This window comes from Yersinia enterocolitica (assembly GCA_002082245.2).
GTDB lineage: Bacteria > Pseudomonadota > Gammaproteobacteria > Enterobacterales > Enterobacteriaceae > Yersinia > Yersinia enterocolitica_E.
Window position 1 is genome coordinate 44,894 of the sequence record NBTC02000001.1, and the last position, 23,650, is coordinate 68,543.

Here is a 23,650-nt window from a genome sequence, read left to right on the forward strand (position 1 = left end):
CAGATGTAAATCAATAACCATACCTCCCCATTTTGCTACTGTTAGAATGGCTAAAAGGTATCCAACAGCCTAACCATTTGTTGTTTATAGAATTCCTATTACAATTGATATGTTTACCACAATCATCAGGTCGGAAAACGGTTAATACAGATGTTAAAATGACATATCCATTAATGAGTTAAAGTGAATCAAACCCAATAAACCCCTCTTCTATTCATTCAGTTTAAAATGAAAATATAAAAAGCACTTAGCTCCCACAGGAAAAACTTCACATGAAAATAGACTCCTTATATCTAATCGTGGTGTCGATGAGTTTACTTTTAACTCCCGTAACTTATGCCGCACTGACTAATATTGATGGTGGTCAGATTGTCACAGTTCCTGGAACTCAAACATCACCGTGGGATGAGTTCAGCCTCGCCGTTGGCTACTCCAGCACAGGTACACTAAATATTAGTAATAGCGGTGTAGTTAACAATTCTTTTGGTTATATCGGTGAGAATGCAGGTTCCATTGGCATTGCAAATGTGTCGGGTGCAGGATCGCAGTGGACCCAAACTATTTTTTCTGTTGGGACTGGCGGGCACGGCACACTCACCATTAGTGATGGAGGCATCGTTAACAATTCTTTTGGTTATATCGGTGAGAATGCGGGTTCAATTGGCATTGTTGAGGTATCTGATGCGGGTTCACAGTGGAACAGCACCCAAGGCCTTTTTGTTGGAGATTCAGGCAATGCTATGCTCACCATCCGTGATGGCGGTGTTGTTACCAGCGTAACAGGGTTTATCGGCAATAGTATCGGTTCATCGGGTATTGTTGAGGTTTCAGGCTTAGGGGCTGAGTGGAATAATACCACAGGACTCACTATTGGTCGTACTGGTAACGGCACTCTCACTATCCGCGAGGGTGGGAAGGCTAATAATACAAACAGCTATATTGGCAGGGCTGCTGGGGCCACGGGTATTGTTGACGTAATAGGGGCAGGTTCTCAGTGGAATAACAGTTCCACTCTTTCTATTGCTGAATCCGGCAACGGCACGTTGACCATTGCTGATGAAGCAACAGTTTCGGCAAGTTCAGTCACTATTGCTTCAAATGCAGCCTCCAGTGGTACCTTGAATATCGGCAATGGTAATTTGGCCGGCACCCTCAATACCGCGAGTATTACCGGAGGGGCAGGGGCGGCAATAATCAATTTTAATCATATCGATAATATTGATTTTTCACCACAGATGTCCGGTTCATTGACCGTCAATAAAATTAATAACGGCATTACTACGCTGACAGCGGTCAATAGTTACACCGGCATTACTACCGTAAGTGCTGGAGCATTGCGAGCCGGGACCGCTGGTGCATTCAGTAACCAGTCAGATTTTGTCACTGAAGCCAGTGGACGACTGGATTTAGCCGGATATGACCAAATTATCGCCAGCCTGAATAACGCCGGAGTGGTCAGCTTTAATGGTGTTCCAGGTGCAGTGCTGACCATTACAGGGGATTATATGGGTAATAATGGCTTGCTGAGTTTCAATACAGCTTTGCATGATGATAATTCCACAACCGACAGATTGGTTGTGGAAGGAAATACATCCGGTACAACACAAGTCAGTATCACCAATGCAGGTGGCGGCGGCGCAGCCACTCTGAACGGCATTGAGTTAATACAAGTGAATGGCTTATCGGAGGGGGAATTTATTAAAAACGGCAGGATTGTAGCCGGTGCATATGACTATTCATTAGCCCGCGGAGTGGGTTCCAATGCGGCTAACTGGTATTTGACCAGCACAGAAACACCGACCATTCAAGAACCTGGAGCTCCCATGATCGAGCGCCCGGAGGCAGGGGGCTATACAGCTAACCTGGCGGTCGCTAACACTATGTTCGTAACACGTTTGCACGACCGTCTGGGGGAAACCCAGTATATTGATGCACAAACCGGTGAAAAGAAAGTCACCAGTCTGTGGTTACGTAACGAGGGGGGCCATAACCGGTCACGTGATTCTCAGGATCAACTGAGGACACAATCTAACCGTTATGTCCTGCAACTGGGGGGTGACATTGCTCAGTGGAGTCATAACGAGAGAGACCGTTTTCATCTGGGGATAATGGCCGGTTACGGTAACAGCAAAAGTAAAACTGAATCTCGCTTGTCAGATTACAGTGCCCGTGCGTCAGTAGACGGCTACAGCACCGGCGTATACGGGACCTGGTATGCGAACGATACCGATAAGTCGGGCTGGTATGCGGACAGTTGGGCGCAATACAGCTGGTTTAATAACACCGTTAACGGTCAAAATTTAGTGACTGAAGAGTACCAATCCCACGGTCTGACGGCTTCTGTAGAAAGTGGTTATACCTTTAACATCGGTGAAAATACGGTTAAAAATGCCCAGTACTTCATTCAGCCAAAAGCTCAGGTGACCTGGATGGGAGTGAAAGCCGATAACCATAAAGAAGCCAATGGCACGAATATTTCTGGCGACGGTGAGGGAAATATCCAGACCCGCCTGGGCGTGAAAGCCTTTATGAGTGGTTATGCTGAGCAGGATAAAGGTAAAGACCGTGTATTCCAGCCGTTTATTGAAGCCAACTGGATACATAACACCCGGGATTTCGGCACCAATATGGACGGTATCACCGTGAAACAAGACGGCGCAGCCAATATTGCCGAGTTGAAGATGGGTATCGAAGGTCAGATTAATAAACAAGTCAATCTGTGGGGCAACGTGGGCCAGCAAATTGGTAACAAAGGCTACAGCGATACTGCGGCGATGTTAGGGGTTAAATACAACTTCTAGAATTAGTCATCGATATCAATAGATTTCACCTTCGATGTGAGCGTGGCTGCAGCGCGGCTACGTCACTTTCCCTGTGTTTTTCTAAATTTTATACTCCCCTACATGTATATCCCGCGCCCCGTAAAACTCCTCTTCCAGATTGATGATGGCTGGGGCCAGTTACTGGCTAAACACGGCCATACCGTCCCCGAATGGACCAAACTGGTCATCGAGCGGATGCTCGCCTGCGGGACCGGTGCCATGGGCGTTCGCCGATATTGTTGTGCTTCGGCTCACTGCTCTCACACTAAATACTTCTGCCAAAGTTGTAAAAGCAAAGGCTGCAGTGCCTGTGGCATGAAAGCCACCGAGCAATGGATTGCTGAGCAACAGCATGTTCTCCCCGACTGCGAATGGCAGCACATTACCTTCACCCTGCCCGATAAACTTTGGCCTGCCTTTACCAACAACTGGCCCTTGCTCAATAAACTTTTCGCCTGTGCCGCCAATACCCTGCTCAAATGGGCCAAAAAACTCGGTATCGAGATAGGTTTGTTTGTGGCCCTGCATACCTACGGTCGACAACTCAATCAGCATCCCCACATTCATCTGTCCGTCACTCGCGGAGGACTGTGTCTCAAACACGGCGTCTGGCGACCGGTTTACTTTAAAAAGAAAATTGTTGAGCTCTATTGGCGGCAGGCCGTCATTACCCTGTTACGGGGAAGTTACGCCAAGCTCGATTTACCTGCCGCCGGCTATCAACACATCCGGGACTATCGGGAGTGGTGCCAGTCGCTTGAGGTGCAGTTTCAGCGGCGCTGGAAAATCCACTTTGCCAAAAAGACCAAACACGCCCGGCAAAACGTGAATTATCTGGGGCGCTATCTGAAACGGCCGCCAATTGCTGCCTCAAAGCTGCGCCATTACAACGGCGGAGCCGTTGTTCATCATTACTATGACCACCGGACTCAGCGGCACTGCACGCAACGACTCAGCCAGGAAGAGATGTTATGGCGCTATATCAGCCATATCCCGTCACGCCATTTTAAAATGGTGAGGTATTACGGTTTCCTGGCCAACCGGAAACGGGGGGAGTTATTGCCTAAAGTCTATACCGCACTGGGGATTGAAATGAAGAAAAAACCGCAGAAACCGGGCTTTGCGTCTCTGATGAAACAATTTACCAATGTAGATCCTTACCAGTGCGTGTTGTGTGGCAGCCGGATGGTTTTTAACAGTGCGGAGGCTGGTATCCGGGCAGAAGAGTTGTTGGCGCGACGTCGGCAGGAGTTCAAAACAGAGCAATGGTTACGGCAGGCTGCATAGGGAAGATCTGCCGGAAATTTGGATTTCGCATCAAACCGGTATTTATTTTAATCAATCGTCAACTTCGCACTGACTGAGCGAATGAAACTCATGGTCCTGTCACTCTATTTTGCCTCTGACCTAAGGAAAAAAAGGGATCCAACTTCCTAACCATGAACGATGAGGGCCGACAGTGGGGTGCGGGAAAATAGCGGGTGGTCGCCATCAGGGCGGCGCTTATACCGCTCGGGTGTAGAAATTGTCATACATCATTCTCCAGTAAAAAATAATCTATGCCGTAGTCAGGCGTGTCTCCTGTGGAAACGGGCATAATGGGGCTGTTCGAACCATAAAGACGGTTGCCGTCATCACGGTATAAAAGGGCAGGACGCAAAGCGGCTGATGGAGGCATCTGCTCACCGGTAAAATCAGGGGCAACCGTCTCTTTCCTGCCTGATAGTGAAGGTGTTCTTCGCTCTGCGGATAAATAAAGGAAATCGTTTATGTTGAGTATTAATATATAAAAATACGCAGTAACGAACCCGGAACTATCAAAAATAGCTCATGGCATAAAAGATAAAATAAATATCGGCAGTTGTATTAAATAAATGTTAATGAATTGAGGTGGTGGTTACATATGATTTTCACACGCTATTTCACCTATTCTTTTGATGATAAATAACCTATCAGAACAATCCCAACCACGTCGAGGGGATATACAAATCATTAATCTTCTTGTGGGAAACTGAATAAAGTATATCAATAGCGACAGTAATCTCGTTAATAGAGAAAATAATGAGAAAAATTCTTTACGTATTTGTTATTACCTGTCTGTATATGTTGTCCATATAAGCTATATTGAAAGAAATACGGGGTGTATAAATGATTAAATAATACCTGTTCTCATATTTGTTTGCCCTTTATAATAAGGGTATCACCCTAAAGAATAATGAGATGTCACGGACATCATTACCGGGTCATCCTACGCCATTAAGACCGTGTTAACCGCCCCCACCGCAGTTGAAAGAGCTGCAGTAAAATCAATTGACGATGATAGGCTGCCCCGTAATGGGATGCAAAAGTGTTAACCAGGGCAGGTCTACCCCTTGCAGGTTAACTCCCGCTAAATTTACCCCCATCAGGTTAATAGCCAGAAGTGCCGTCGGGTCAGCCCGTCCCTCTCTGATAGCCTGAGCAATCTGCGCCACCGCTGGGCCATCCAGAACTGCGCCGGAAAAACTGACGCCCTGCAGATTCATCAGAAGTGTTGTCTTACGCAGGTCTGCCCCCTGGAGGTCTACCCCCTCAAGATTACACAACACCCCAGGTCTGGGGTTTCTCAGGTGAGCCTCAACAAGCGTCTGCAAGTGCTGAGAAATATAGCGCCTCAGGCCCCGCCAAATAACAATATTCCCTGGTGGGTGTTTGTTCTTATTTCCCATATACCCTCCCAGTTGCGCAAGCTTTATCGTATATCTCTCAAGTGGCGTTGATGACATTATTTGTGCTGTGTCTTTCACCATACGATCCAGTATTTCCATCTCTGTTTCTGTGAAAACCAGCTCTGCCGGTGCTTTCGGTATTTCTCTGTTCAACATTGTCAGCCAGAATATCCGCCAGCTCAGAATGCAATAACAAAACAATAAATTTGTCAGCCGTTCTGCTGAACCCAACCTGGAACGTTCAGCCTGACAGCCAGATTTCATAACTTTATGGAAAGTCTCAATTTTCCACCGATGACTGTACCGGTGCGTGTCAAGGTAGTTGTCGCCTCTGTTAGATCACGCAGCGAGGGTTTCTCGCTCCGGATTCAGCCACACTTCATCCTGCCAACTCCAGTTTCTTGTCTGCCCTGACCACCGATGCGGAGTTCGCATTTTTGCCGCTTCATACACCGATTTCCGTTTCTCCAGTAAAGCAACGTCTTCACCCCGGTGCCGTTGGCCTGGCGTTACATACCTGATACCCCTGTGGCGGTGCTCTTCGTTGTACCAACTGACGAACCCTTCCACCCAGGCTCGCGCATCTTCCAGTGTCGCGAACCCTTTCTCCGGCCACGAAGGCACGTATTTCAGCGTTCTGAACAGCGACTCCCCATACGCGTTATCGTTGCTCACCCGCGGCCGGCTGTGCGAGGCCGTTATCTTCAGCTCGGCCAGCTTCACCTGTAACGTCTGCGATTTCATCGGCGCGCCATTATCCGCATGCAGCACCCGCGGCTGCTGCCAGCACTGTTCGCTCAGTACCGTGCGGTACAACAGGTCTGCAGCATGCTCACCGCTTTCCACGGCATGGACTTCATAACCCACGATTTTGCGGCTGAATACGTCCTCAAGCAGATACAGGTAAAACCAGAGCCCCAGCTTTACAAGCTTGAACGTAAAATCAAACCTTAAAAAACTATCAGTGCGCTAACACCAAAATAGAACCAACCACTGTAGCGTGCAAACATCCACTATGAAGAGTAAAATCACAGCAGATAGTGAAAATTACCACAATAAAAATAACCACTACGGTGCTGAGGGATCCCCATAAATCAGCGCTAATAAACCAACACCATATTTCGGTAGGTTTTGGCGAGGTGATTAAGAACGGTGCTCAACACCGTTCGCTTTAAAATTAGCGGGGAATGTCACAGGACATTCTCCGCTAACGTCAGATACGAGATTACCCGCCGTGATTTAATGCTGTTGGCCTGGTATCTCAGATGTAACCCTTTGTTTTCAGCCTCGTAGCCCACAAGCCACAGCACTATTGTGCTCAGTGTCGCCAGCAGGCTCAGTCCCCGCATTCTCCCGGCTGAACGGCTGTAACTGGCCCGCAGACCGAACCCGAAGCGCTCACTTTTTTCATCCCGGAAGTTCTGCTCTATTTGCATTCGACGGCTGTACAACTTCATGATTTCGCGTGGCTTGAAGTCATCTGTGCTGCTGAAGAGCAGCCACGGTTCTGTTGCTGCGGATCGCACGTCTTTTATTTGTGCTGGACTGGTTATGTCACAACGGGAACGCTTATTTTTCCTTCCTTTTGATGCTTTTTTATGAAGGTAAAAATGGCCGTCACTGCGGGCATATTCTGCGCGGGCCAGTGTCCCTGATCCCAGATATTCCGGCCGGCTGCTGGCCTGTAATTCCTGTCGTTTGAACCAGTATTCACCCTTGCAGTTCAGCCTTATCTGGGTATTTCCCCTGATACGCCCGATAAAATCCCATCCGAGTGATTTTATATGTCTGAACCATGCATTCCTGAACCCAACATCAGTAACAATGATGACCCGGGCCTGCGGGTTAACCACACAGGAAAGAGCATCAAAAGGAACGCTTTCTGTATCAGCGGGTTCTGCTGTTTTTCTGAAGAAACTATCCAGCTTAATAAGGGGATTGAACGTCCGTCGCAAATCAGGCTGGCACGAAGTACATGGAAGGATAACCACTCCAGTCAACGGCTATAACACACAGAGATAACTGACTCGTCAGCATTGATATAATGCTATTAAAAATCAGTGGGATATCTTGGTGTAGCGACTCATTTCCCAGCAAGCGATCAACGCGTTTTATTTTATTTTTGACCTGAGCCGAGCCGGGTAAATAACGGCCGATACTGGTCAGCGTCAGTGATGCGCCATTAATTAGTGAAATGGTGGCATCCAACAAAGCATTTTGTCGGTATTTGTGAAACGGTGCTAAAGCATCATGGAAGAAGTTTTAACATACTTGGCGAGCAGGCATAGAGGTGATCTCATTGAATTGGTTGCACAATCAGTAGATCACAAAACTCTATGCCTGTCTTTTTTTACCCGCCCATTACTGGGGATTCCTCAGCACTACGGTGAGCTATACTTGACAGATTCATTGTTGTTAATGAGTAACTACCAACGAGAGTGATAGTACCCCAACGGATTAAGGCAATTAAGCTGCAAAGCTGTTGAAGGATATATCATGCACACTACAGTGGTTGGTCTACATCCACATAACAGAATAAAAAATAGTTATATATCATATAACTATTTTTTATTCTGACGTAATTGTTCAAGTAACAGCAATTCTTCTTTAGAAAGAAGCACCATCTCACCATAAACAGGTAGGTCTTTATCCTTTTTGTCCAAAAGGTGAGTGCTATGGTCATCTTCTAACATGTCGTCGCTGTCATAACCCATTTCCGTTGAAATTTGGGCTGGCTTCAACTTTGGTCGCCTATAGTGGATACAAAAATAAACAGCTTTGCCACGTTTTACTTCAGTGTAATCAAGATAACCAATCTCTTTTAACTGTTCCATTGCTTTACGAATAGTGGCGTTCTGTGTGATCGTGCGTGAAGTAAGATTAAGGCGTGCACGTAATCGTGACAAAGAGATTGGTGCAGGGTTAATTGGCAAGCTTTCTATAAAAGTATACAAAGCCTGTGCAGACTCTTTACGCGAAAGCGCGTTAATAGCTCGTAACTGGAGTAAAACCTTTTTATCAAATTGATATAGCTCAAAAATTTTCGGATCAGCCTGTAATTCAACGGTATCATTCTTCGGACTATACTTAGCCGATTGCACGAGGTGAGTTACATAATAATCGCCTGCATTATTAGAAAAAGATAATGTATTCGTGGCAATACGCTCAAGGGATGCCTCCAAACGAGCTCTAAGCCTGGCAGATGAGCGTGCGGAAGGAATGCCACATAATTTAACGAACTCAACGAAGGGGAGGCATATAGAGTTACCCAGGGCCTTATGTTTGGCAAAAGCGTGAATAATCCCAACCCATGTTTTAAAATCATTGTCCATATCCAGCCGCATGCCGGTTATTTTAATGTTTTCATAACCCTCAGATTTAACAATGGTCAGTTGCTTCAATACCGAAGTCGCGTCCATTGAATTAATCTGGCCTTGACGACCACGAGCGGTTGACTTCAATGTTGGAACAAATAACCCAAGACGCATAAGAGCAACAGGCTGAACCGTATTATTACTGTTAGGTACCAGATTAATAAGTTCACCGGTTCTCTTATCTATCTCGGAAAAAGCGGTCACTATCCCTAGATTTATAGAGTTCTTCTCTGACATAGCTGGATCCTAATTTATGCAAAAAAATCCCATTGACTCTACACAATAGATACTAACACTCACTATAGCGGTTACTTTACTCACCACAGTGGTGTTTTTCCACCACAAATCTCATATTTAGCTAACTAAAACCATATAATACAATATGTTAAGGTCAAATTAAACTGTTTACGGCCTGTTAGTTATCATCGTCCAACTTCCTTATCTCAGAGAAAAACTCAAAATCAGTATATTAAATGGGTCAAAACGGTCTTATTAATCACATCTAAGATAAAGAGAAACGGTGGATATAATGAAGAGCATTTTTAAGTAAAATAAAAACAAAAAGAGTAATTTTATTATTAATCAACAAGTTAACTTGAATTATACAATACCACATTATCCACAGACAAAACGATGTTTACTCGCCATAGTGGTTACTAGTTACTGTCCAGCGAAGTTAAACATACTTATTATAGTGGTTATAACACTAATTACAGTGGTTGTTTTACTTTCTATAGTGGATAGTAATAGCAGCTTAAGCCTTGTAGCTCTAGGCTTGGGAAGTAATGAGGATCTCTTATGATCTCTTTGAGGATCTATAATGATCTTAATAATTGGATCTAAGCTGTGGATAACAAGAAGAAATACTACTAACGTCACAACTGATAATGAGAAATACAGCATACAATTAAAAAAGTATCCAAAATAACTTTAAGCCAGTTGATCTAATAAGAGCCCCATACACACTGGACTCGAAATGAACAGACAAAATCCATCAGCATCAACACACAGCACTTTAATTATGTGACCCCATTTGCTACCTGTTCTGAGAACAGGTTATCGTTCAGCCTGCTCTGTACTTTCGAGGCTGGACCGTTGAACTAGTTACACATATCCGTACCCTGGCGACAATACTGATACGTGTTCTCACCGCGCACCTTCCTTCATTTCACGGATGAGCATGCTCATAAGCTCTGGTTTCAGGGTTTCCCGGATACACAAATGTTCCTGCGGGTAATATCAGTTCGCAACAAAGCATCCCGACCCGGGATGACGACATTACTGGCGTGGGTTGCTCAATCATGGTAGTGATTTCAATCAACACTACAGATAGGAGCAAAGGTCTATCGAACTGATGTAGTAGAAGCCTTCGTTAATAGAGGTTACGCAAGTTAAACGTTAATGCCATTATCACGTACCAGTTGCGCCACGCTAATGCCGAGTACAGCGATTTCTCTGCCAAGGCAGCGCCCGCCGTCAAGTCTGGGGCGTATTGCATAAATGATGGACATTATTTCTCTGAACCGGAGGAATACAGACAGACTGTCTATATGAGCAACTTCCATTTCCACTAGGCCTGGTACACTAAATGAGTATAAGTTGTTACTGAACCCATGATCCGGCTTGCATATAATCAACATAAAAATGATTTTTAATAGAGTGGGGCACTCAAAAAATAAAAGCTACCAGCTCTTATCTAACTCATTAGAATAGCCTTCAGCTAAAGTCCCGTTACTTGCTAGACTCATCTTTCAGCGATTTAAATGCTATTTGTTGTATAAACTAACTTACAGCTATTTTAAAAATGGAACCTTATATGTATGTTGTAACTAAAATACTATGGCAATATTTCCTAAACGATACAACGGTGAACTGCCCCAGTAGAGGGGTTCTGCGCGCATTCACACTGGCCAAAACATTTAGCCACGGGCTCGCCCCATTCCCAGTCGAAAGGCAACGACTATATTCTCCGGGTTCCCTATGAAACCGAACAAGAGCTGGATGAGCTGGTTGATGAACTAAACCAGGATGCCACCTATGCAGTTGAGATGCGCTATTGTTATATCGCGTTAGAAGTTGTGCATCAGGAAACAGGGAAAATCTGGAATTAACCGCAGTATTCTTCACGCTATGGCGCTAAAATCCGTGTTATCAATGACTATGCTACTATTGGCCAATGAAAACGACGCCCACACCGCACGACGCACTTTTTAAAGTGTTTTTGACGCACCCAGAGACGGCTCGCGACTTTCTGGATGTACACCTGCCGCAAGCATTACGCCAGGCGTGCGACCTGAACACCCTGCGACTGGAGTCCGGTTCATTTATCGAAGAAAATCTCCGCGCCTACTACTCTGATGTACTGTATTCACTAAAAGCGGGGCAGGGTGACGGCTACATCTACGCATTGATCGAACATCAAAGCACCCCTGATAAGCATATTGGCCTGCGCATGATGCGATATGCTATCGCCGCCATACAACGACACCTCGATGCCGGCAACGATAAATTGCCTCTGGTTATTCCGATTTTATTCTATCATGGTCAGGTGACACCTTATCCTTATTCGATGAACTGGCTGCAAGAATTCGGAGAGCATGAAAAAGTGTGGGGCAGTCGTAATCTACGCTACCATCGCTGATACCTTTCCATCACTTTGTTCGCCTATTGAGAACCCCGGATACCAGCAGGCGAATTTATCCTGCAGCTCGTTATTCAGAGCAGCGGTCCGGGTCTGTAACAAATAATGCGCACCTTTTCTGCTCCACTGCATCTGCTGTTTTTTAGCCATTCGTCTGGCGATCACTTCATTTATCGTTGATTCCACAAACGCTGTTGAAACAGGCTCTCCGTACCGGCGCATTTCACCGTAGTTTGGGATCATCATCTTATTGTTCCGGATGTAGGTATACATTTCATCCAGGTGTTTTTGTAGGGATTTCAGGCCTGCATAGCTGAGCTCTGGGTCATCGCAATACATGAGGCAATCATCAATATGCTCCAGTGCGGCGACTACATTGCCATGCCAGAGGTATCGTTTACTGCTTTCCAGAAGCGCCGAAACCTTACTACCCGTATCCGGATCTGATGCCTGCAGTCCCTTTGCATATTGCATGAGCACCGTCAGCCGCATCGTAATATGAAACCAGTCAAGCACATGAATTGATTCAGGATACATACCAAACTGCAGTTCCCTCAGGTTATCCGCGCCGTCGGATAAAAAGAATATCTGCTGGTTGGCCTGCATCCCCTGGGCAGAGAGGTGCGCCATGAGCCTGCGTTCCGGATGACAGTCGTCCTTCTGGACAAAACCAAAGCGACGCGAGTCGGCTGGTGTCCCGACAGAGAATGATTTACCGGCAATAATTTCAAAATTACGTTTTTTATTATTTCGGTCGCGGACATAACCGCCATCAATACCCACAACAAGCGGTTTCCCCGGCCTGGGCTGGTTCCCCCAGTCGCGGGGGCAGCCGGAAAGCAAGCCCGGATGTGCTTCGGACTCTGCATCAAGGCGCTGTGCTACCCGACATAAATGATTTCTCACCGTTGAAGCATTCAGGCTATTCCCCACCGGCAGAACATCCTTCAGCAGGCGGGTCGTCATTTCATACGAGATCATGGACGCCCAGCGGGTTTCTATATATTTCAGTGAAGGATGGGTGTGATCGCCAGCCCAATCACTGAGCAGACTGACGGTTTTTGTCGCACTTTCCTCGCAACGACACCGGTACACCCGGAGCCCTGAGACAGGAATGACGCCAAACAACGTCCGATACTGTATTTTCTGCCGACCTTTGATTCGGCGCGAAGCAAGGCAGTGAGGACACTGGATATGCTGGTGAGTATATTCGTCCGCCTGCAACTGAACCACCGACTGCTGGACTGTGTTCAGCAACTGCTTCGATTCTGAAACCGATAATCCGATATCGCTTCGGGCATCACCTGACTTCTGTAATGTCATCAGTTCTTCCGTTCGACTTATGCCTGATTCATCGGTTATAACTATCTGGAGCATCAGCTGCATCGTTGCCTCCTGCGGTGGTGAGTGGTTATCTCCCGGTTACTGGTTATTCATCTGATTTCGAAGTTTATAGTATGTGGATACACCAAGCCCTGCGTGATCACAGGCGACTCTGAGCCTGACGCCTCTGCTCCTGAGTGCGTCAATTTCCTGAATTTTTTTGATATCGGCGCAGGGACGTCCGGTTTTTTCTCCCCGGACTTTTTTCGCCGCAATACCGTCGGCCTGCCTTTCCTTCAGTAAGGCTCGTTCAAACTGACTAAATGCCGACATCATGTGCAACTGCAGTTCCTGCATCGGATTGTTTGTGCCGGCGCAGAACGTCAGCTGCTCCTTCAGAAAAATAAGAGTAACGCCCTGGTTGCGAAGCCGTGTTGTCACAGCGCACATATCTGCCATATTTCTGCAAAGGCGGTCGATGGAATGGACCAGAAGCGTATCACCAGCACGTAATTGCCCAAGGAGCTCCTGTAATCCCGGTCGGTTTGTATCTTTGGCGCTGGCATGTTCAACACAAATTTTATCAGGCTGAAAGCCCGCCTTTGACAATGCCTCTTCCTGTCGGGCTGTGTTTTGATCGGCTGAGCTCACCCTGATGTAGGCATATTGCACGCAATACCTCCGAAAAGTCCTTAAACATCATAGATATTTAAAGAATAATCTATAAACACCTCATTTAGGAGGTTTATAGACATTTTCCAAGGGATCTGTGAGGCATGTTGAAAACGTATACCTTTATAGACATCAGTCAGCGTCGGTGGCCCAACCAGATCACTTCAGGTTCCAGTGCTGGAGACGCCAGCTCGAGTTTGCTCAGCTGCTTATTAATTTTGTTGCGGTTGAACCGAACTGCATCCAGATCATCAATAAAAGCCCGGATATCACCGACCGTTGTTGCATCATCCGCATTAACGATGGCCTCCAGAAACGCCAGCGTCTTATCGGCTTCATCCACAGCCGTCGCTCCAGGCATGCCATGACCACTCATACAAAATGGTGTTCTCAGCGCTGAGTCCTCATGAATAGCCTCTACACGAATGTCATGAAGCCAGTGCTCAAAGAAGTTGTATTCGTAGGTAAAGCGATCGCCGACATCAAAACTAAAATTATCAATCACGATCCGGAACGGGTTATCTGGAAAGCCAATGCCACCGTCGTAAGAGATACCGTAATCTTTGCCGTAAATATGAAACTGATGGAGGTAGTCATCGCCCCAGCCCTGCACGATCTGGAAAATGAAGTGAAGCGCGGCCAGCGACGTATCAGCAGCGATTCTTAGCCGACGCCAGACCATGGGACTGACTCCAAGAACAGCGATTTTGATAACGTAGATCTTCATAGCTGGGGAACGGGTATTGTTATGAAATGGTATTGGTTATTCTAGCCATTGCAGGCGAACTATTCGATGACTGCCCCACACTTTTCCATGCTCTCCTATATGCTATGCATGTACTGCGTACAAAATGGATAACACCAGGGAGAAGTAAATATCTGTGAGCACTGAATCGTTGACGAGAAAATCCGGCCATCTGGCATGGTGTGCCATGGTCGCCCTTCAGCTGGCAAAACGTGACGGCCAGGTCAGCTCTGAATCCCAGGAAAATCTGTTTCTGACTCGCTGGCTGGCCACCGCGCTTAAACAGCACCGATTTCCCCGCGATGTGGCCCCAGATATTGAATGGTTGCTAAAACAGGGGCGGACTCTGGGAGCCAGAGCAAAGATGCTTCACAAACTTGATTACCTATGGCGTTCCTGCACCGGCGAGCTGTTGGAGCAGAATGATTTGTTCCGATTGACGTACGCGCTCGAAACGGCAAAGGAGATGCACTGGATATACCAGCTACTCACTGACAAGGAATGGAGCGGGCGCCATGCGGTGCCAATGAATGTCAGTGTTAACGCAATTTACCTTTCTCGTTCTTCTCTCGATACGGCTTTTGATGATGGTGGAAAACAAATCACACCACTTATGGCCAGAGCTACCGGTAGCGTGGCTAATCTGAATAAACTGCTGGATCGGTGCGGTTGGCAGACCGAAGCATGTTCGAAAAATGCTGAACCTTCCCTTTTTCAGCTCATGGCCTCTGCGCTATTGAAAGGCGGTCAATAATACTTATTGTGTAACACAAGTGAATTACATATGTAGTTCTATGGTGTTTTATTTTACTGTCGGTAAATAAGCATATCACTTGCCTTTCATCTTCCTATTTCCGGTGTGCATCCAGCAAATCTGATCAGCCTGGGGACGATGTATCCGCCAGTAGAACACACAGGTAATCCCCGCTAAGCGCACCCTTGCAATAAAACCATATTTAGACTAAATTTAAACTCCATTCGTAAAATGAGAATATATCATGAGAGTCGAAACTATCAGTTATGTGAAAAAAAACGCTGCAACGCTTGATCTGGCAGAGCCGATCCTGGTTACTCAGAATGGCGTTCCTGCATATGTGATTGAATCATACGATGTTCAGCAGGAGCGTGAAAACGCAATTGCGTTACTTAAGCTGCTCACCCTCTCTGAGAAGGATAAAACTGACGGCAACGTCTACTCAAGGGGCCAGCTGCTGGAAGGGTTGTAATATGAGCTTTGTATTTCAATACACTCATACCGTAAAAATTTGTATCGACGATATAGCCAGCTATTTACGTCGTACAGAAGCGGAACCCAAAGAGGTGATCACCGCCATTATTGAGCAATTCGAAAAACGAGTGAGTGATTTTCCTCTTGGGTGTCAGGTCTGCCCGGAATTGCTGAAAATAGGATGTGCTAAATACCGTGAATGCAATACGGCAGATGGCTATCGTGTCCTGTATTCGGTCGAAGATAAAACCATTACCGCTCATGCGGTTTTGTCGCAAAAGCAGGATATCCAGCAGCTGCTATTTAAGCGACTGATAAGCTTTTAAGTGAAAGTGGAATACAAGCGTATTACATATGTAATTCTTTTGTGTTCTATTTCACTGTCAGCAAGTGCGCATATTGGGTCATGTATTCAATGTGGTTATTAGTATCACATAAGGTAATGCTCACGCTCAATGAACGTACCGATAATACTGTCATGCATTTCTGCCGATTTTGAGTATCCGAGAGTCTTGCGGTTCAGTCGTTTCAACCGATTACGAATATTCAGGTTTTCACGCTCAATCCGCTGCGTGTAAAGCTTGCCACTGATGTGTTTTTCATCCGGCAACATGTCATAAGCACTGAGGTTGTCGGTGCACCAAAAGACGACATTGAAACCTGACAGCAACCCCAATAATTGGCGAAATGTCTTTTTGCTCCGACGACCAAAAACATGAGCAATAATACGTTTGAAGCGAGGCTCCCAGGCAGGCTTTGTCGCATTAGTGACATGAAGTTGGCCAAAGTTGCGTTGTCGGTTATTTAGGCAGCCAGCAAATAGAATTGTTCCGCGAGTGACAATCCCTCACTTTGCGGATGTTGATATTGCCCTTTTCGTATCATGTTGCTCAGTTCGATGCCGGCCAGGATCGTTTGTGCCCGCCGAAACGATTTGAATCCCAGCATCGGTCGACTCCGACGTTTGATATTTCGGTGATCTTGCTCAATCAGGTTGTTCAGGTACTTACTTTGCCTGACGGTAATCGCTTCCTCATCGGGTTTGTCGGCGTTGAGCGTGGCCAAAGCTGCGGTGTTAGCCCCACTTTTATCGATAGTGACAACCTCGGGTTCGCCGTGATGGCGAATAGCCTTGCGAAAGAAGCGTAATGCGGCTGCAGAGTCCCGTTTGGCGGTCAGCAAAAAGTCGATGGTGTGACCTGCTGTATCGACCGCCCGATACAGATACTTCCACTGGCCTTTGATTTTGATGTAGGTTTCATCCATGCGCCACCGCCGACCTACTGTGTGCTTGTGTCGGCGAAAAACCTTATCTAACAACGGTACCAAGCGGATAACCCAACGATGCAGAGTGGAGTGGTCAACAAGAATACCGCGCTCTGCCATCATCTCTTCGAGGTTACGCAGGCTCAGGGCATAAGCGAGATACCAGCGAACACACTGAGCGATAACATCAGTGGGGTAATGCAGGCGACGGAAGGCTTTTCGGATGAGAGACATGGGCAGGCAACATCGTAAAAAAACAGCATGTTACCTGACGACGCCTTAATGCGACAGAACCCTCTTGGACGTATTGCGTCAGTGTGTCGATCCCGCGGCGCATATCGACGGGTTTGACGGCCAGGAACAGGTGTTCAGGCTTGAGCATAGTTGAGGGCCTTGAAGATATCACCCAGTTGAGCGGGTTGGCAGGCCACTCTGCAGCCCCCGGGGAGGTAAAGCATGACCGGGTCGGTCAACGAATCAATCGGTAAAGGTCGTGCTATCTGAACCGGGAGGACGGAGGGCAGTCCGGGAGAGGGATTATATTTATTTTTTGTTTGGGAAGGCCAGTGCTTGAAGGTCCCCTCACTGATCCCCTGAGATTGACAGTACTGACGGCGAGTCAGCCCGCTGGCCCGCCATGCCTCAAGGTGGTGTATTTTACACTCAGGGGTATAGTGTTTAGGCATTTTACTTCTCCGTCTGATGAACATAACGGCATGTTACCTGGACGAAAATTAATTGGAATGTGAGTTCACCGTACTATTACCATTGAGCGTTGCTCAGGGGTTCCAGACCCAGATCGTCCAGGATAAGCACCTGCGTTTTTTTGCAGGTGTTTCAGGTGCTTCAGCCAGCTACCGTCTACCCGGCCCTGCGCCAGCATTTCCAGTAACCTACCGGTACGCCAGTACTGAACGCTGTGTTTCTGGCGACAGGCCTGTTCACCCAGGGCATTGGCGACCCAGCTTTTCCCGCACCCCGTCGGGCCGGTGATCAGGATGTTTTTCCAATGGGTGATGTAATGACCGTTCAGCAGCTCCCGCATCTGTTCGGCTCTCAGCCCCCTCGATACCGGGTAGTGCAGCCCCTCCGGCGCTGCCTGGTATTTCAGGTTCGCACTCTTCCTCAGACGGGCTACCCGACCGTTCTCCCTGTTCAGCAGTTCGTCATCTGCCAGCAGGATCAGCCGTTCCTCGAACGACAACTCGCCGTAGGTCTGCGGGGTTTCTCGCTGGCGGATCAGGCTCCCTGCCATAGCAGGGAGCTTCAGCGGGGTCAGTTTATTTAACAGGTTATCGCTCATGCCGTTTGTTCCTCTGTTTGTCAGTTAGTGGTAGTAGCCTGGACCGCGCAGGTTTTCATGCTCCAGCGAGGCCGGAGAGTGTTGTTCGCTCTGACTCGATAACGGGAGATCTTGGTTCTCGCGATTGTGGCGCAGCAGGTTGTCGATGAAGCGTCTGTCCGGTGTTTTGTAATGCCAGGCGACGCAACTGGCTTTTTCCAGCCTCTCTTTTCCGTATTTTTTCTGCAGTGCGGTCAGTCCGAGCACCGCACGGTAGGCCAGTTCCGGATGGGCTTTGGCTTTCAGCATGGCGTCAACCACTCTGCCGGTGAACGGGCCGATGCGACATCCCATCTCGACCAGACGTTCTGGCGTCCATGTCCCGTGACCCAGGTGCCGAGCCGGCATGTGCAGCGGATTGGTGGAGTGCTTATATTCATGGAGGCTGCGCGGCTCTGGTTGCCGTACCCTTTCATTGGCCGGTTATTCATGTCCGCCAGTAGCTCACGAAGACGGGTATTCAGCGCCCTGAGCGTGTAGAAGGTTTCATTGCGGATGCGGGCAAGCAGCCATCTTTCGACGATGAGAACGCCGTTTTCTGCTTTCGATTTATCTTTCGGCTTATAGGGGCGAGCCGGGATGATAACTGTGCCGTAGTGCTCCGCCAACGCCTGGTAACTGTCATTGATGATGGGTTCATAGCGATCGGCCTTTTTCACCGCGCTTTTGAGGTTATCGGGGACCAGCAGCTTCGGTACACCGCCCAGGAAGGTCAGACAGCGGCTGTTGGCGTTCAGCCAGGACTGAACCGCCCCGGGGATCCTGGAGACTAAACTAGTCGTTAAAAGGAAACTCAAATGTCATCAAATCGTTATTCACCTGAATTACGCGAACGGGCAGTGAGATTGGTTTTGGATCACCGCGGCGAGTATTCGACGGAGCTTGACGCTGTCAGAGCGATTGCCCCGAAAATCGGTTGTCATGCTGACACTTTGCGCGCCTGGATGCGTCAGCATGAACAACATACCCCTTCACCAACAACGGCTCTAACAACCAATGAACGCCTGCGCCTAAAAGAGTTAGAGCGCGAGAACCGTGAACTGCGCCGCAGCAACGATATCTTGCGTCAGGCTTCAGCGTATTTTGCCCAGGCGGAGCTCGTATATGGACGCCTCCTTTTTGCCAAGTGATTTTTTTGTTTTGATGCAGAAGGTGAAGATCGCAGTCGTATATTCGGGCTGTTTGTGCGTTTATTTGACTATACGCTGCCCATAATGGAATCTGCTTGTTGGCTCCCAAACGACCGCTCAGTCTTAATTCAATAAATTCTGACTATCGAGCTCCACGGGTTTTGCCAACACCGGTCTGACCTGTCTACGCCATCACGTCAATAAATCACCTGTAGCAATCAGGAAAGGAACACATCAAATATTTTCTGTCAGCCCGGGAGTAACTGGTTGGTCAGTTGTTCCCGATAATTATTGTCGAAGCTACGACCGCCACTGGAAGAAATAATGCCGTTTCTGGAAAATCTAAGCGATGAACATGGGATCGAGCCGATATGTCATGAACTGGACATAGCCCCGTCAACGTATTACTGGCATCAACAACGTCGGCAACATCCTGAGCATCGCAGTCACCGGGACAAGAGTGATGGTCAGCTTATGCCGGAAATACAGCGTGTTTTTGAAGAAAACTACCGTGTTTACGGGTACCGTAAAGTCTGGCAACAGTTAAAACGCGAAGGGTTCCACGTGGCCAGATGTACAGTGGTGCGCCTGATGAAAAAGCTGAAAATAAAGGGGGTAATACGTGGCAAAGGTGTTAAGACGACGCGCAGCAACAAAGCCACTGAGACCCCACGCGATTTGGTAAACCGTCAATTCGTGGCGGAACGCCCGAACCAGCTGTGGGTAGCAGATTTTACCTACGTCAGCACCTGGCAGGGCTTCGCGTATGTGGCGTTCATTATCGATGTGTTTGCCGGGGTTATCGTAGGTTGGCGAACCTCATCAACGATGGAAACGACCTTCGTGCTGGATGCGCTGGAGCAGGCTCTATGGTTCAGACGGCCTTCGGGCACCATCCATCACAGTGATAAAGGTTCCCAGTATGTGTCGCTGGCGTACACGCAACGGCTGAAAGATGCTGAGTTGTTGGCGTCGACGGGCAGTACGGGTGATTCTTACGACAACGCGCTGGCTGAAAGCGTTAACGGTCTGTACAAGGCTGAAGTGATCCACCGAAAAAGTTGGAAAACGCGTCAGGATGTAGAGCTGGCGACGCTGGAATGGGTGGACTGGTTTAACAATCGCAGACTGTTGGAACGCCTGGGCCATATCCCGCCGATGGAAGCAGAAAAAGGCTACTATGCTTCACATGCTGGCAAAGATCTGGCCGCGTGAACAACGGGTTCAAAAACTCTCCAAGAAAACCGGGGCGGTTCAGTGTGGCCATATACAGAGCTTACGCCTAGCCTACAATCCCTTAAAATCAATTTGTAACAATGTCAAAAAACGGACACGGTACTTTTTCAACGACTACACTAGTAAAAGTTATTTGATCGTGTGTGATCTCTTGATGTTGTGTTGCTTACGAACAGCGTTCTCCCTTCGATCCCACTAACGGACTTTGTATGAAGATTGAAATTCTTAAACAGGCCGTTATGGATTCACGAGACGGCATCACCATCTCTGACAATGTCATAGACGACAATCCTTTGATTTTTGTAAATCCGGCTTTTGAGCGGATGACCGGCTACTCCTTCGAAGAAATTACCAACATCAACTGTCGATACCTACAAAATAACGATCGGGAACAGCCAGAGCTGGAAATTGTGCACAGCGCCATTAAAAAAGGCGAGTACTGCCTTGTAACCTTGCGAAACTACCGCAAGGATGGAACTATGTTTTGGAATGAGTTAAGCATATCGCCAATTCATGATGAGAGTGGGGCTGTAACCAATTTTATCGGGATCCAAAAAGACGTAACACCAAGAATGATAATACAGCAACAGCTTCGCGATGAGCATCGGTCCCTCGAGGAAATGAAAATACATTTCGAGCAACTCTCCATAAAGGATGGACTCACCGGAATTTATAATCGTCGCTTTTTTGATACGCAGTTCGACATTCAATGTAAAATTGCCAACCGTAATAGTGACTCATTGACTATCGTCATGATTGATGTCGATCACTTCAAATCATTCAATGATATTTATGGACATCAGGCTGGCGATGAAGCGCTAATACGTGTCGCTGATTGCTTGAATAAGTCCTTCAAGCGGGGGTCTGATTTTGTATCCAGGTATGGCGGCGAAGAATTTGTCATTCTCTCCAGTGGTATGACGAAAGACCAGGCAACGCTGTATGTACAGACGCTATGCCAACTCGTGCGAGATTTGAGAATACCGCACTCCGCTTCCAGCACAGGATACTTGACTATAAGCATCGGTTTTTCAGTTCATACATTTGGCCTACTGACCCCGTCTAATGTACTACTGACACATGCCGATAACGCTCTCTACGTAGCTAAAGCCCGGGGCAAAGATCAGTTTTTCTGTCTTTAGGTTCAACGATCTGGATAATTGTAAGGGTTGTACGCCGGAATCCCAGAAAATTCTGGGTCATGTATTCAATGTGGTTATTAGTATCACATAAGGTAATGCTCACGCTCAATGAACGTACCGATAATACTGTCATGCATTTCTGCCGATTTTGAGTATCCGAGAGTCTTGCGGTTCAGTCGTTTCAACCGATTACGAATATTCAGGTTTTCACGCTCAATCCGCTGCGTGTAAAGCTTGCCACTGATGTGTTTTTCATCCGGCAACATGTCATAAGCACTGAAGTTGTCGGTACACCAAAAGACGACATTGAAACCTAACAGCAACCCCAATAATTGGCGAAATGTCTTTTTGCTCCGACGACCAAAAACATGAGCAATAATACGTTTGAAGCGAGGCTCCCAGGCATACCAAAGCCAGCGTTGCTGCTTTTTGTTGCCGATAAACGACCACATCTCGTCCACTTCGCAAATGAGTTGAATTTGCAGGTTATCCAGTGGCAGCGTTGTTACATTCCGCGGCGAGAGTTTTTTAAAGTGCGCACAACGGTATTGATGCTGATATGTAACGCCCGTGCAGTGTCACGAATACCGGCATTGTTCATAGCAAGATCGACAATTTGATCTTTCATACCGGGGTGGCATGCACGGTACTCGTATTCTAGTTGAAAGCTCCGGCGGCAGGCCTGACAGCGGTAGCGCTGATGCCCGGAGCGTCCTGGTCCGTGCTTTTTAACAGAGTGCGCCTGCTCACAAAATGGGCATTTCACATCAACCTTAGCCATCAAACCCTCTCAGATAAATGCGAAGATGTTACCTGATGATCTCCGCATTGAATACATGACCGTTAATATTGAGTATGACAGAGAGGAAACGGTTTATATCATCCGGCATTTCACCGAAGATAATAAAGAACTACACAGCGAATGGAATCCATTCAGATTTTATAAAGGTGAATACGGATTAAAACCGCTGTCTGAGGAAATGAATTCTTGAGCTAAAAGCGTTCTACCAAGAATAATACGAAGCACCATAAATAAGGAATTAAACGATGTAAATCAAAGCTGAACAGTTTGTTACCAATGGGGGCAGAAGAGTGCTTACCGATGACGGCCAGCAGGGTATGGGCAGTAAAACAGGGGTAGGCTCCACAACTGAAAGAAAGCAGGGCGCAGTAGCAGCAGCGATTTACGCCAACTGCCCTGCTCTAGACAGCAAACAGCTCGATGAGATCATAGAGGGGTCAGTTTGGATATAGAGAATTATTGTACTATAAGGGCTTCCCCGGCATGTCAACACCGGTTTTTTCGGTTCCTGTCTGCTCGTCATTAAAATTAAAGGGGAGAGACTGCGGTACTATAAACGGTCATGAGGAATCGTAATCGATTCGGACCCTGATGAAAGACGCTCGTGAGATTCTTGTTCGTTTAACGGATACGTATATCCTGTACAATAGTCAGATATATCTCACGGGGTCTAACCCTTTATCATCAACGAGTTGCAGTTAAGATGGTTAATCAGTTTCGTGCTTTAGCTCACTGAGTACAACCTGAAATCATCACCATAATGTAGTGATGCCCAGCACAGTCTTGCATTTTTAGCCGCTATGGCCACAACGGCACGCCAGTATCCTCTGCGCTCAACTAGCGAGCAAACCCAACGACTGAATGAGTCTGTCTTTTTCTCGGCGCCAATCAGAACTGAACGAGCGCCCTGGACCAACAGCGTTCGTAGATACGAATCGCCCGCCTTCGTTATCCTGCCAAGCTTTGATTTTCCGCCGCTACTATATTGCGATGGCGTTAGTCCCAGCCAAGCTGCCAGTTGTCGTCCATTTTTAAAATCGTGTGCATTACCGATACTGGCGACCAGAGCACAGGCTGTTGTGGGGCCAATCCCTTTCAGTTCCATCAGTCGTTGGCTGCGGTGATCCGCTTTTGCCATGCGGGACAGGATCCGGTCATATTCAGTAACGTTATTTTGTAAACGTCGCTGGTACCGCACCTTCCGCTTAACGCGATGAAA

The 23,650-nt window shown here is 47.3% G+C and carries 16 protein-coding genes and 10 pseudogenes; 11 read left to right on the top strand and 15 right to left on the bottom strand.

Annotated features, from left to right (window positions below; genetic code table 11):
* Nucleotides 1-272 precede the first annotated feature (272 nt).
* Entirely contained in the window at nucleotides 273-2,801 is a 2,529-nt protein-coding gene (locus A6J66_000215) for an autotransporter outer membrane beta-barrel domain-containing protein (protein ID PNM27174.1), read from the top strand.
* Between the two features lie 102 nt (nucleotides 2,802-2,903).
* Complete coding sequence (locus A6J66_000220; GenBank protein ID PNM27175.1) at nucleotides 2,904-4,109, top strand: IS91 family transposase; 1,206 nt, start codon at nucleotides 2,904-2,906, stop codon at nucleotides 4,107-4,109.
* 1,361 nt (nucleotides 4,110-5,470) lie between these two features.
* Here A6J66_000220 and A6J66_000225 read toward each other — a convergent pair.
* The 4 genes and pseudogenes from A6J66_000225 to A6J66_000240 all read right to left on the bottom strand — a co-directional run bounded on the left by A6J66_000225 (nucleotide 5,471) and on the right by A6J66_000240 (nucleotide 9,141).
* Nucleotides 5,471-5,833, bottom strand: a pseudogene (locus A6J66_000225) (transposase).
* 36 nt (nucleotides 5,834-5,869) lie between these two features.
* The gene (locus A6J66_000230) at nucleotides 5,870-6,451 is read right to left on the bottom strand and encodes a DDE domain-containing protein (GenBank protein PNM27176.1); all 582 of its coding nucleotides are present in this window, start codon (nucleotides 6,449-6,451) and stop codon (nucleotides 5,870-5,872) included.
* 179 nt (nucleotides 6,452-6,630) lie between these two features.
* Nucleotides 6,631-7,816, bottom strand: a pseudogene (locus A6J66_000235) (IS4 family transposase).
* A 275-nt stretch (nucleotides 7,817-8,091) separates the two neighbouring features.
* Nucleotides 8,092-9,141: a RepB family plasmid replication initiator protein gene (locus tag A6J66_000240; protein PNM27177.1), complete on the bottom strand. Its 1,050-nt coding sequence runs from the start codon at nucleotides 9,139-9,141 to the stop codon at nucleotides 8,092-8,094.
* A gap of 1,939 nt (nucleotides 9,142-11,080) precedes the next feature.
* On the opposite strand from A6J66_000240, the pseudogene A6J66_000245 reads away from it, so the two are divergent.
* Nucleotides 11,081-11,485 (top strand): annotated as a pseudogene (locus A6J66_000245) (ISNCY family transposase).
* Between the two features lie 42 nt (nucleotides 11,486-11,527).
* Here the strand turns inward: A6J66_000245 and A6J66_000250 are convergent.
* From A6J66_000250 to A6J66_000260, 3 genes are all read right to left on the bottom strand, one after another.
* Entirely contained in the window at nucleotides 11,528-12,931 is a 1,404-nt protein-coding gene (locus A6J66_000250; GenBank protein ID PNM27178.1) for an ISKra4 family transposase, read from the bottom strand.
* Nucleotides 12,932-12,967: 36 nt separating this feature from the next.
* Nucleotides 12,968-13,540, bottom strand: a complete 573-nt coding sequence (locus A6J66_000255; GenBank protein PNM27179.1) for a recombinase family protein — start codon at nucleotides 13,538-13,540, stop codon at nucleotides 12,968-12,970.
* A 136-nt stretch (nucleotides 13,541-13,676) separates the two neighbouring features.
* Nucleotides 13,677-14,267 (bottom strand): plasmid pRiA4b ORF-3 family protein, encoded by a 591-nt coding sequence (locus tag A6J66_000260; protein ID PNM27180.1) that lies wholly within the window; start codon nucleotides 14,265-14,267, stop codon nucleotides 13,677-13,679.
* A 154-nt stretch (nucleotides 14,268-14,421) separates the two neighbouring features.
* On the opposite strand from A6J66_000260, the gene A6J66_000265 reads away from it, so the two are divergent.
* From A6J66_000265 to A6J66_000275, 3 genes are all read left to right on the top strand, one after another.
* Nucleotides 14,422-15,039 carry a hypothetical protein gene (locus A6J66_000265; protein ID PNM27181.1) on the top strand — a complete coding sequence of 206 codons (618 nt, stop codon included), beginning with the start codon at nucleotides 14,422-14,424 and terminating at the stop codon, nucleotides 15,037-15,039.
* 244 nt (nucleotides 15,040-15,283) lie between these two features.
* Nucleotides 15,284-15,511, top strand: coding sequence for a type II toxin-antitoxin system Phd/YefM family antitoxin (locus A6J66_000270; GenBank protein PNM27182.1), 228 nt, complete (start codon nucleotides 15,284-15,286; stop codon nucleotides 15,509-15,511).
* A 1-nt stretch (nucleotide 15,512) separates the two neighbouring features.
* Nucleotides 15,513-15,839, top strand: coding sequence for a type II toxin-antitoxin system RelE/ParE family toxin (locus A6J66_000275; GenBank protein ID PNM27183.1), 327 nt, complete (start codon nucleotides 15,513-15,515; stop codon nucleotides 15,837-15,839).
* A 104-nt stretch (nucleotides 15,840-15,943) separates the two neighbouring features.
* Here A6J66_000275 and A6J66_000280 read toward each other — a convergent pair.
* The 6 genes and pseudogenes from A6J66_000280 to A6J66_000305 form a co-directional block, all read right to left on the bottom strand.
* Nucleotides 15,944-16,264: pseudogene (locus tag A6J66_000280) on the bottom strand (IS1 family transposase).
* Nucleotides 16,265-16,317: 53 nt separating this feature from the next.
* Nucleotides 16,318-17,013 (bottom strand): DDE domain-containing protein, encoded by a 696-nt coding sequence (locus tag A6J66_000285; GenBank protein PNM27184.1) that lies wholly within the window; start codon nucleotides 17,011-17,013, stop codon nucleotides 16,318-16,320.
* 61 nt (nucleotides 17,014-17,074) lie between these two features.
* Nucleotides 17,075-17,161, bottom strand: a pseudogene (locus tag A6J66_000290) (IS66 family insertion sequence hypothetical protein).
* Nucleotides 17,148-17,465 (bottom strand): IS66 family insertion sequence hypothetical protein, encoded by a 318-nt coding sequence (locus A6J66_000295; protein PNM27185.1) that lies wholly within the window; start codon nucleotides 17,463-17,465, stop codon nucleotides 17,148-17,150. The pseudogene A6J66_000290 and the gene A6J66_000295 overlap by 14 nt, the downstream one beginning before the upstream one ends.
* An 82-nt stretch (nucleotides 17,466-17,547) precedes the next feature.
* Nucleotides 17,548-18,082 (bottom strand): annotated as a pseudogene (locus A6J66_000300) (AAA family ATPase).
* A gap of 24 nt (nucleotides 18,083-18,106) precedes the next feature.
* Nucleotides 18,107-18,864, bottom strand: a pseudogene (locus tag A6J66_000305) (IS21 family transposase).
* A 54-nt stretch (nucleotides 18,865-18,918) separates the two neighbouring features.
* Between A6J66_000305 and A6J66_000310 the strand changes: the two are divergent.
* The 3 genes and pseudogenes from A6J66_000310 (at nucleotide 18,919) to A6J66_000320 (ending at nucleotide 21,629) form a co-directional block, all read left to right on the top strand.
* Nucleotides 18,919-19,251, top strand: a complete 333-nt coding sequence (locus tag A6J66_000310; GenBank protein ID PNM27186.1) for a hypothetical protein — start codon at nucleotides 18,919-18,921, stop codon at nucleotides 19,249-19,251.
* Nucleotides 19,252-19,569: 318 nt separating this feature from the next.
* Nucleotides 19,570-20,466, top strand: a pseudogene (locus A6J66_000315) (IS3 family transposase).
* A 230-nt stretch (nucleotides 20,467-20,696) separates the two neighbouring features.
* Entirely contained in the window at nucleotides 20,697-21,629 is a 933-nt protein-coding gene (locus A6J66_000320; GenBank protein ID PNM27187.1) for a PAS domain-containing protein, read from the top strand.
* Between the two features lie 83 nt (nucleotides 21,630-21,712).
* On the opposite strand, the gene A6J66_000325 is transcribed toward A6J66_000320, so the two are convergent.
* Nucleotides 21,713-22,410, bottom strand: a protein-coding gene (locus A6J66_000325) for an IS1 family transposase (GenBank protein PNM27188.1) whose coding sequence is annotated in 2 segments (ribosomal slippage) — nucleotides 21,713-22,161 and nucleotides 22,161-22,410 — 699 coding nt in all. Because the reading frame shifts where the segments join, the coding sequence is not laid out codon by codon here.
* A gap of 25 nt (nucleotides 22,411-22,435) precedes the next feature.
* On the opposite strand from A6J66_000325, the gene A6J66_000330 reads away from it, so the two are divergent.
* On the top strand, nucleotides 22,436-22,621 hold the full coding sequence (locus A6J66_000330; protein PNM27189.1) for a hypothetical protein: 186 nt from the start codon (nucleotides 22,436-22,438) through the stop codon (nucleotides 22,619-22,621).
* A 55-nt stretch (nucleotides 22,622-22,676) separates the two neighbouring features.
* A pseudogene (locus A6J66_000335) lies at nucleotides 22,677-22,883 on the top strand (hypothetical protein).
* A 272-nt stretch (nucleotides 22,884-23,155) separates the two neighbouring features.
* On the opposite strand, the pseudogene A6J66_000340 reads toward A6J66_000335, so the two are convergent.
* Nucleotides 23,156-23,614 (bottom strand): annotated as a pseudogene (locus A6J66_000340) (IS110 family transposase).
* Nucleotides 23,615-23,650 lie beyond the last annotated feature (36 nt).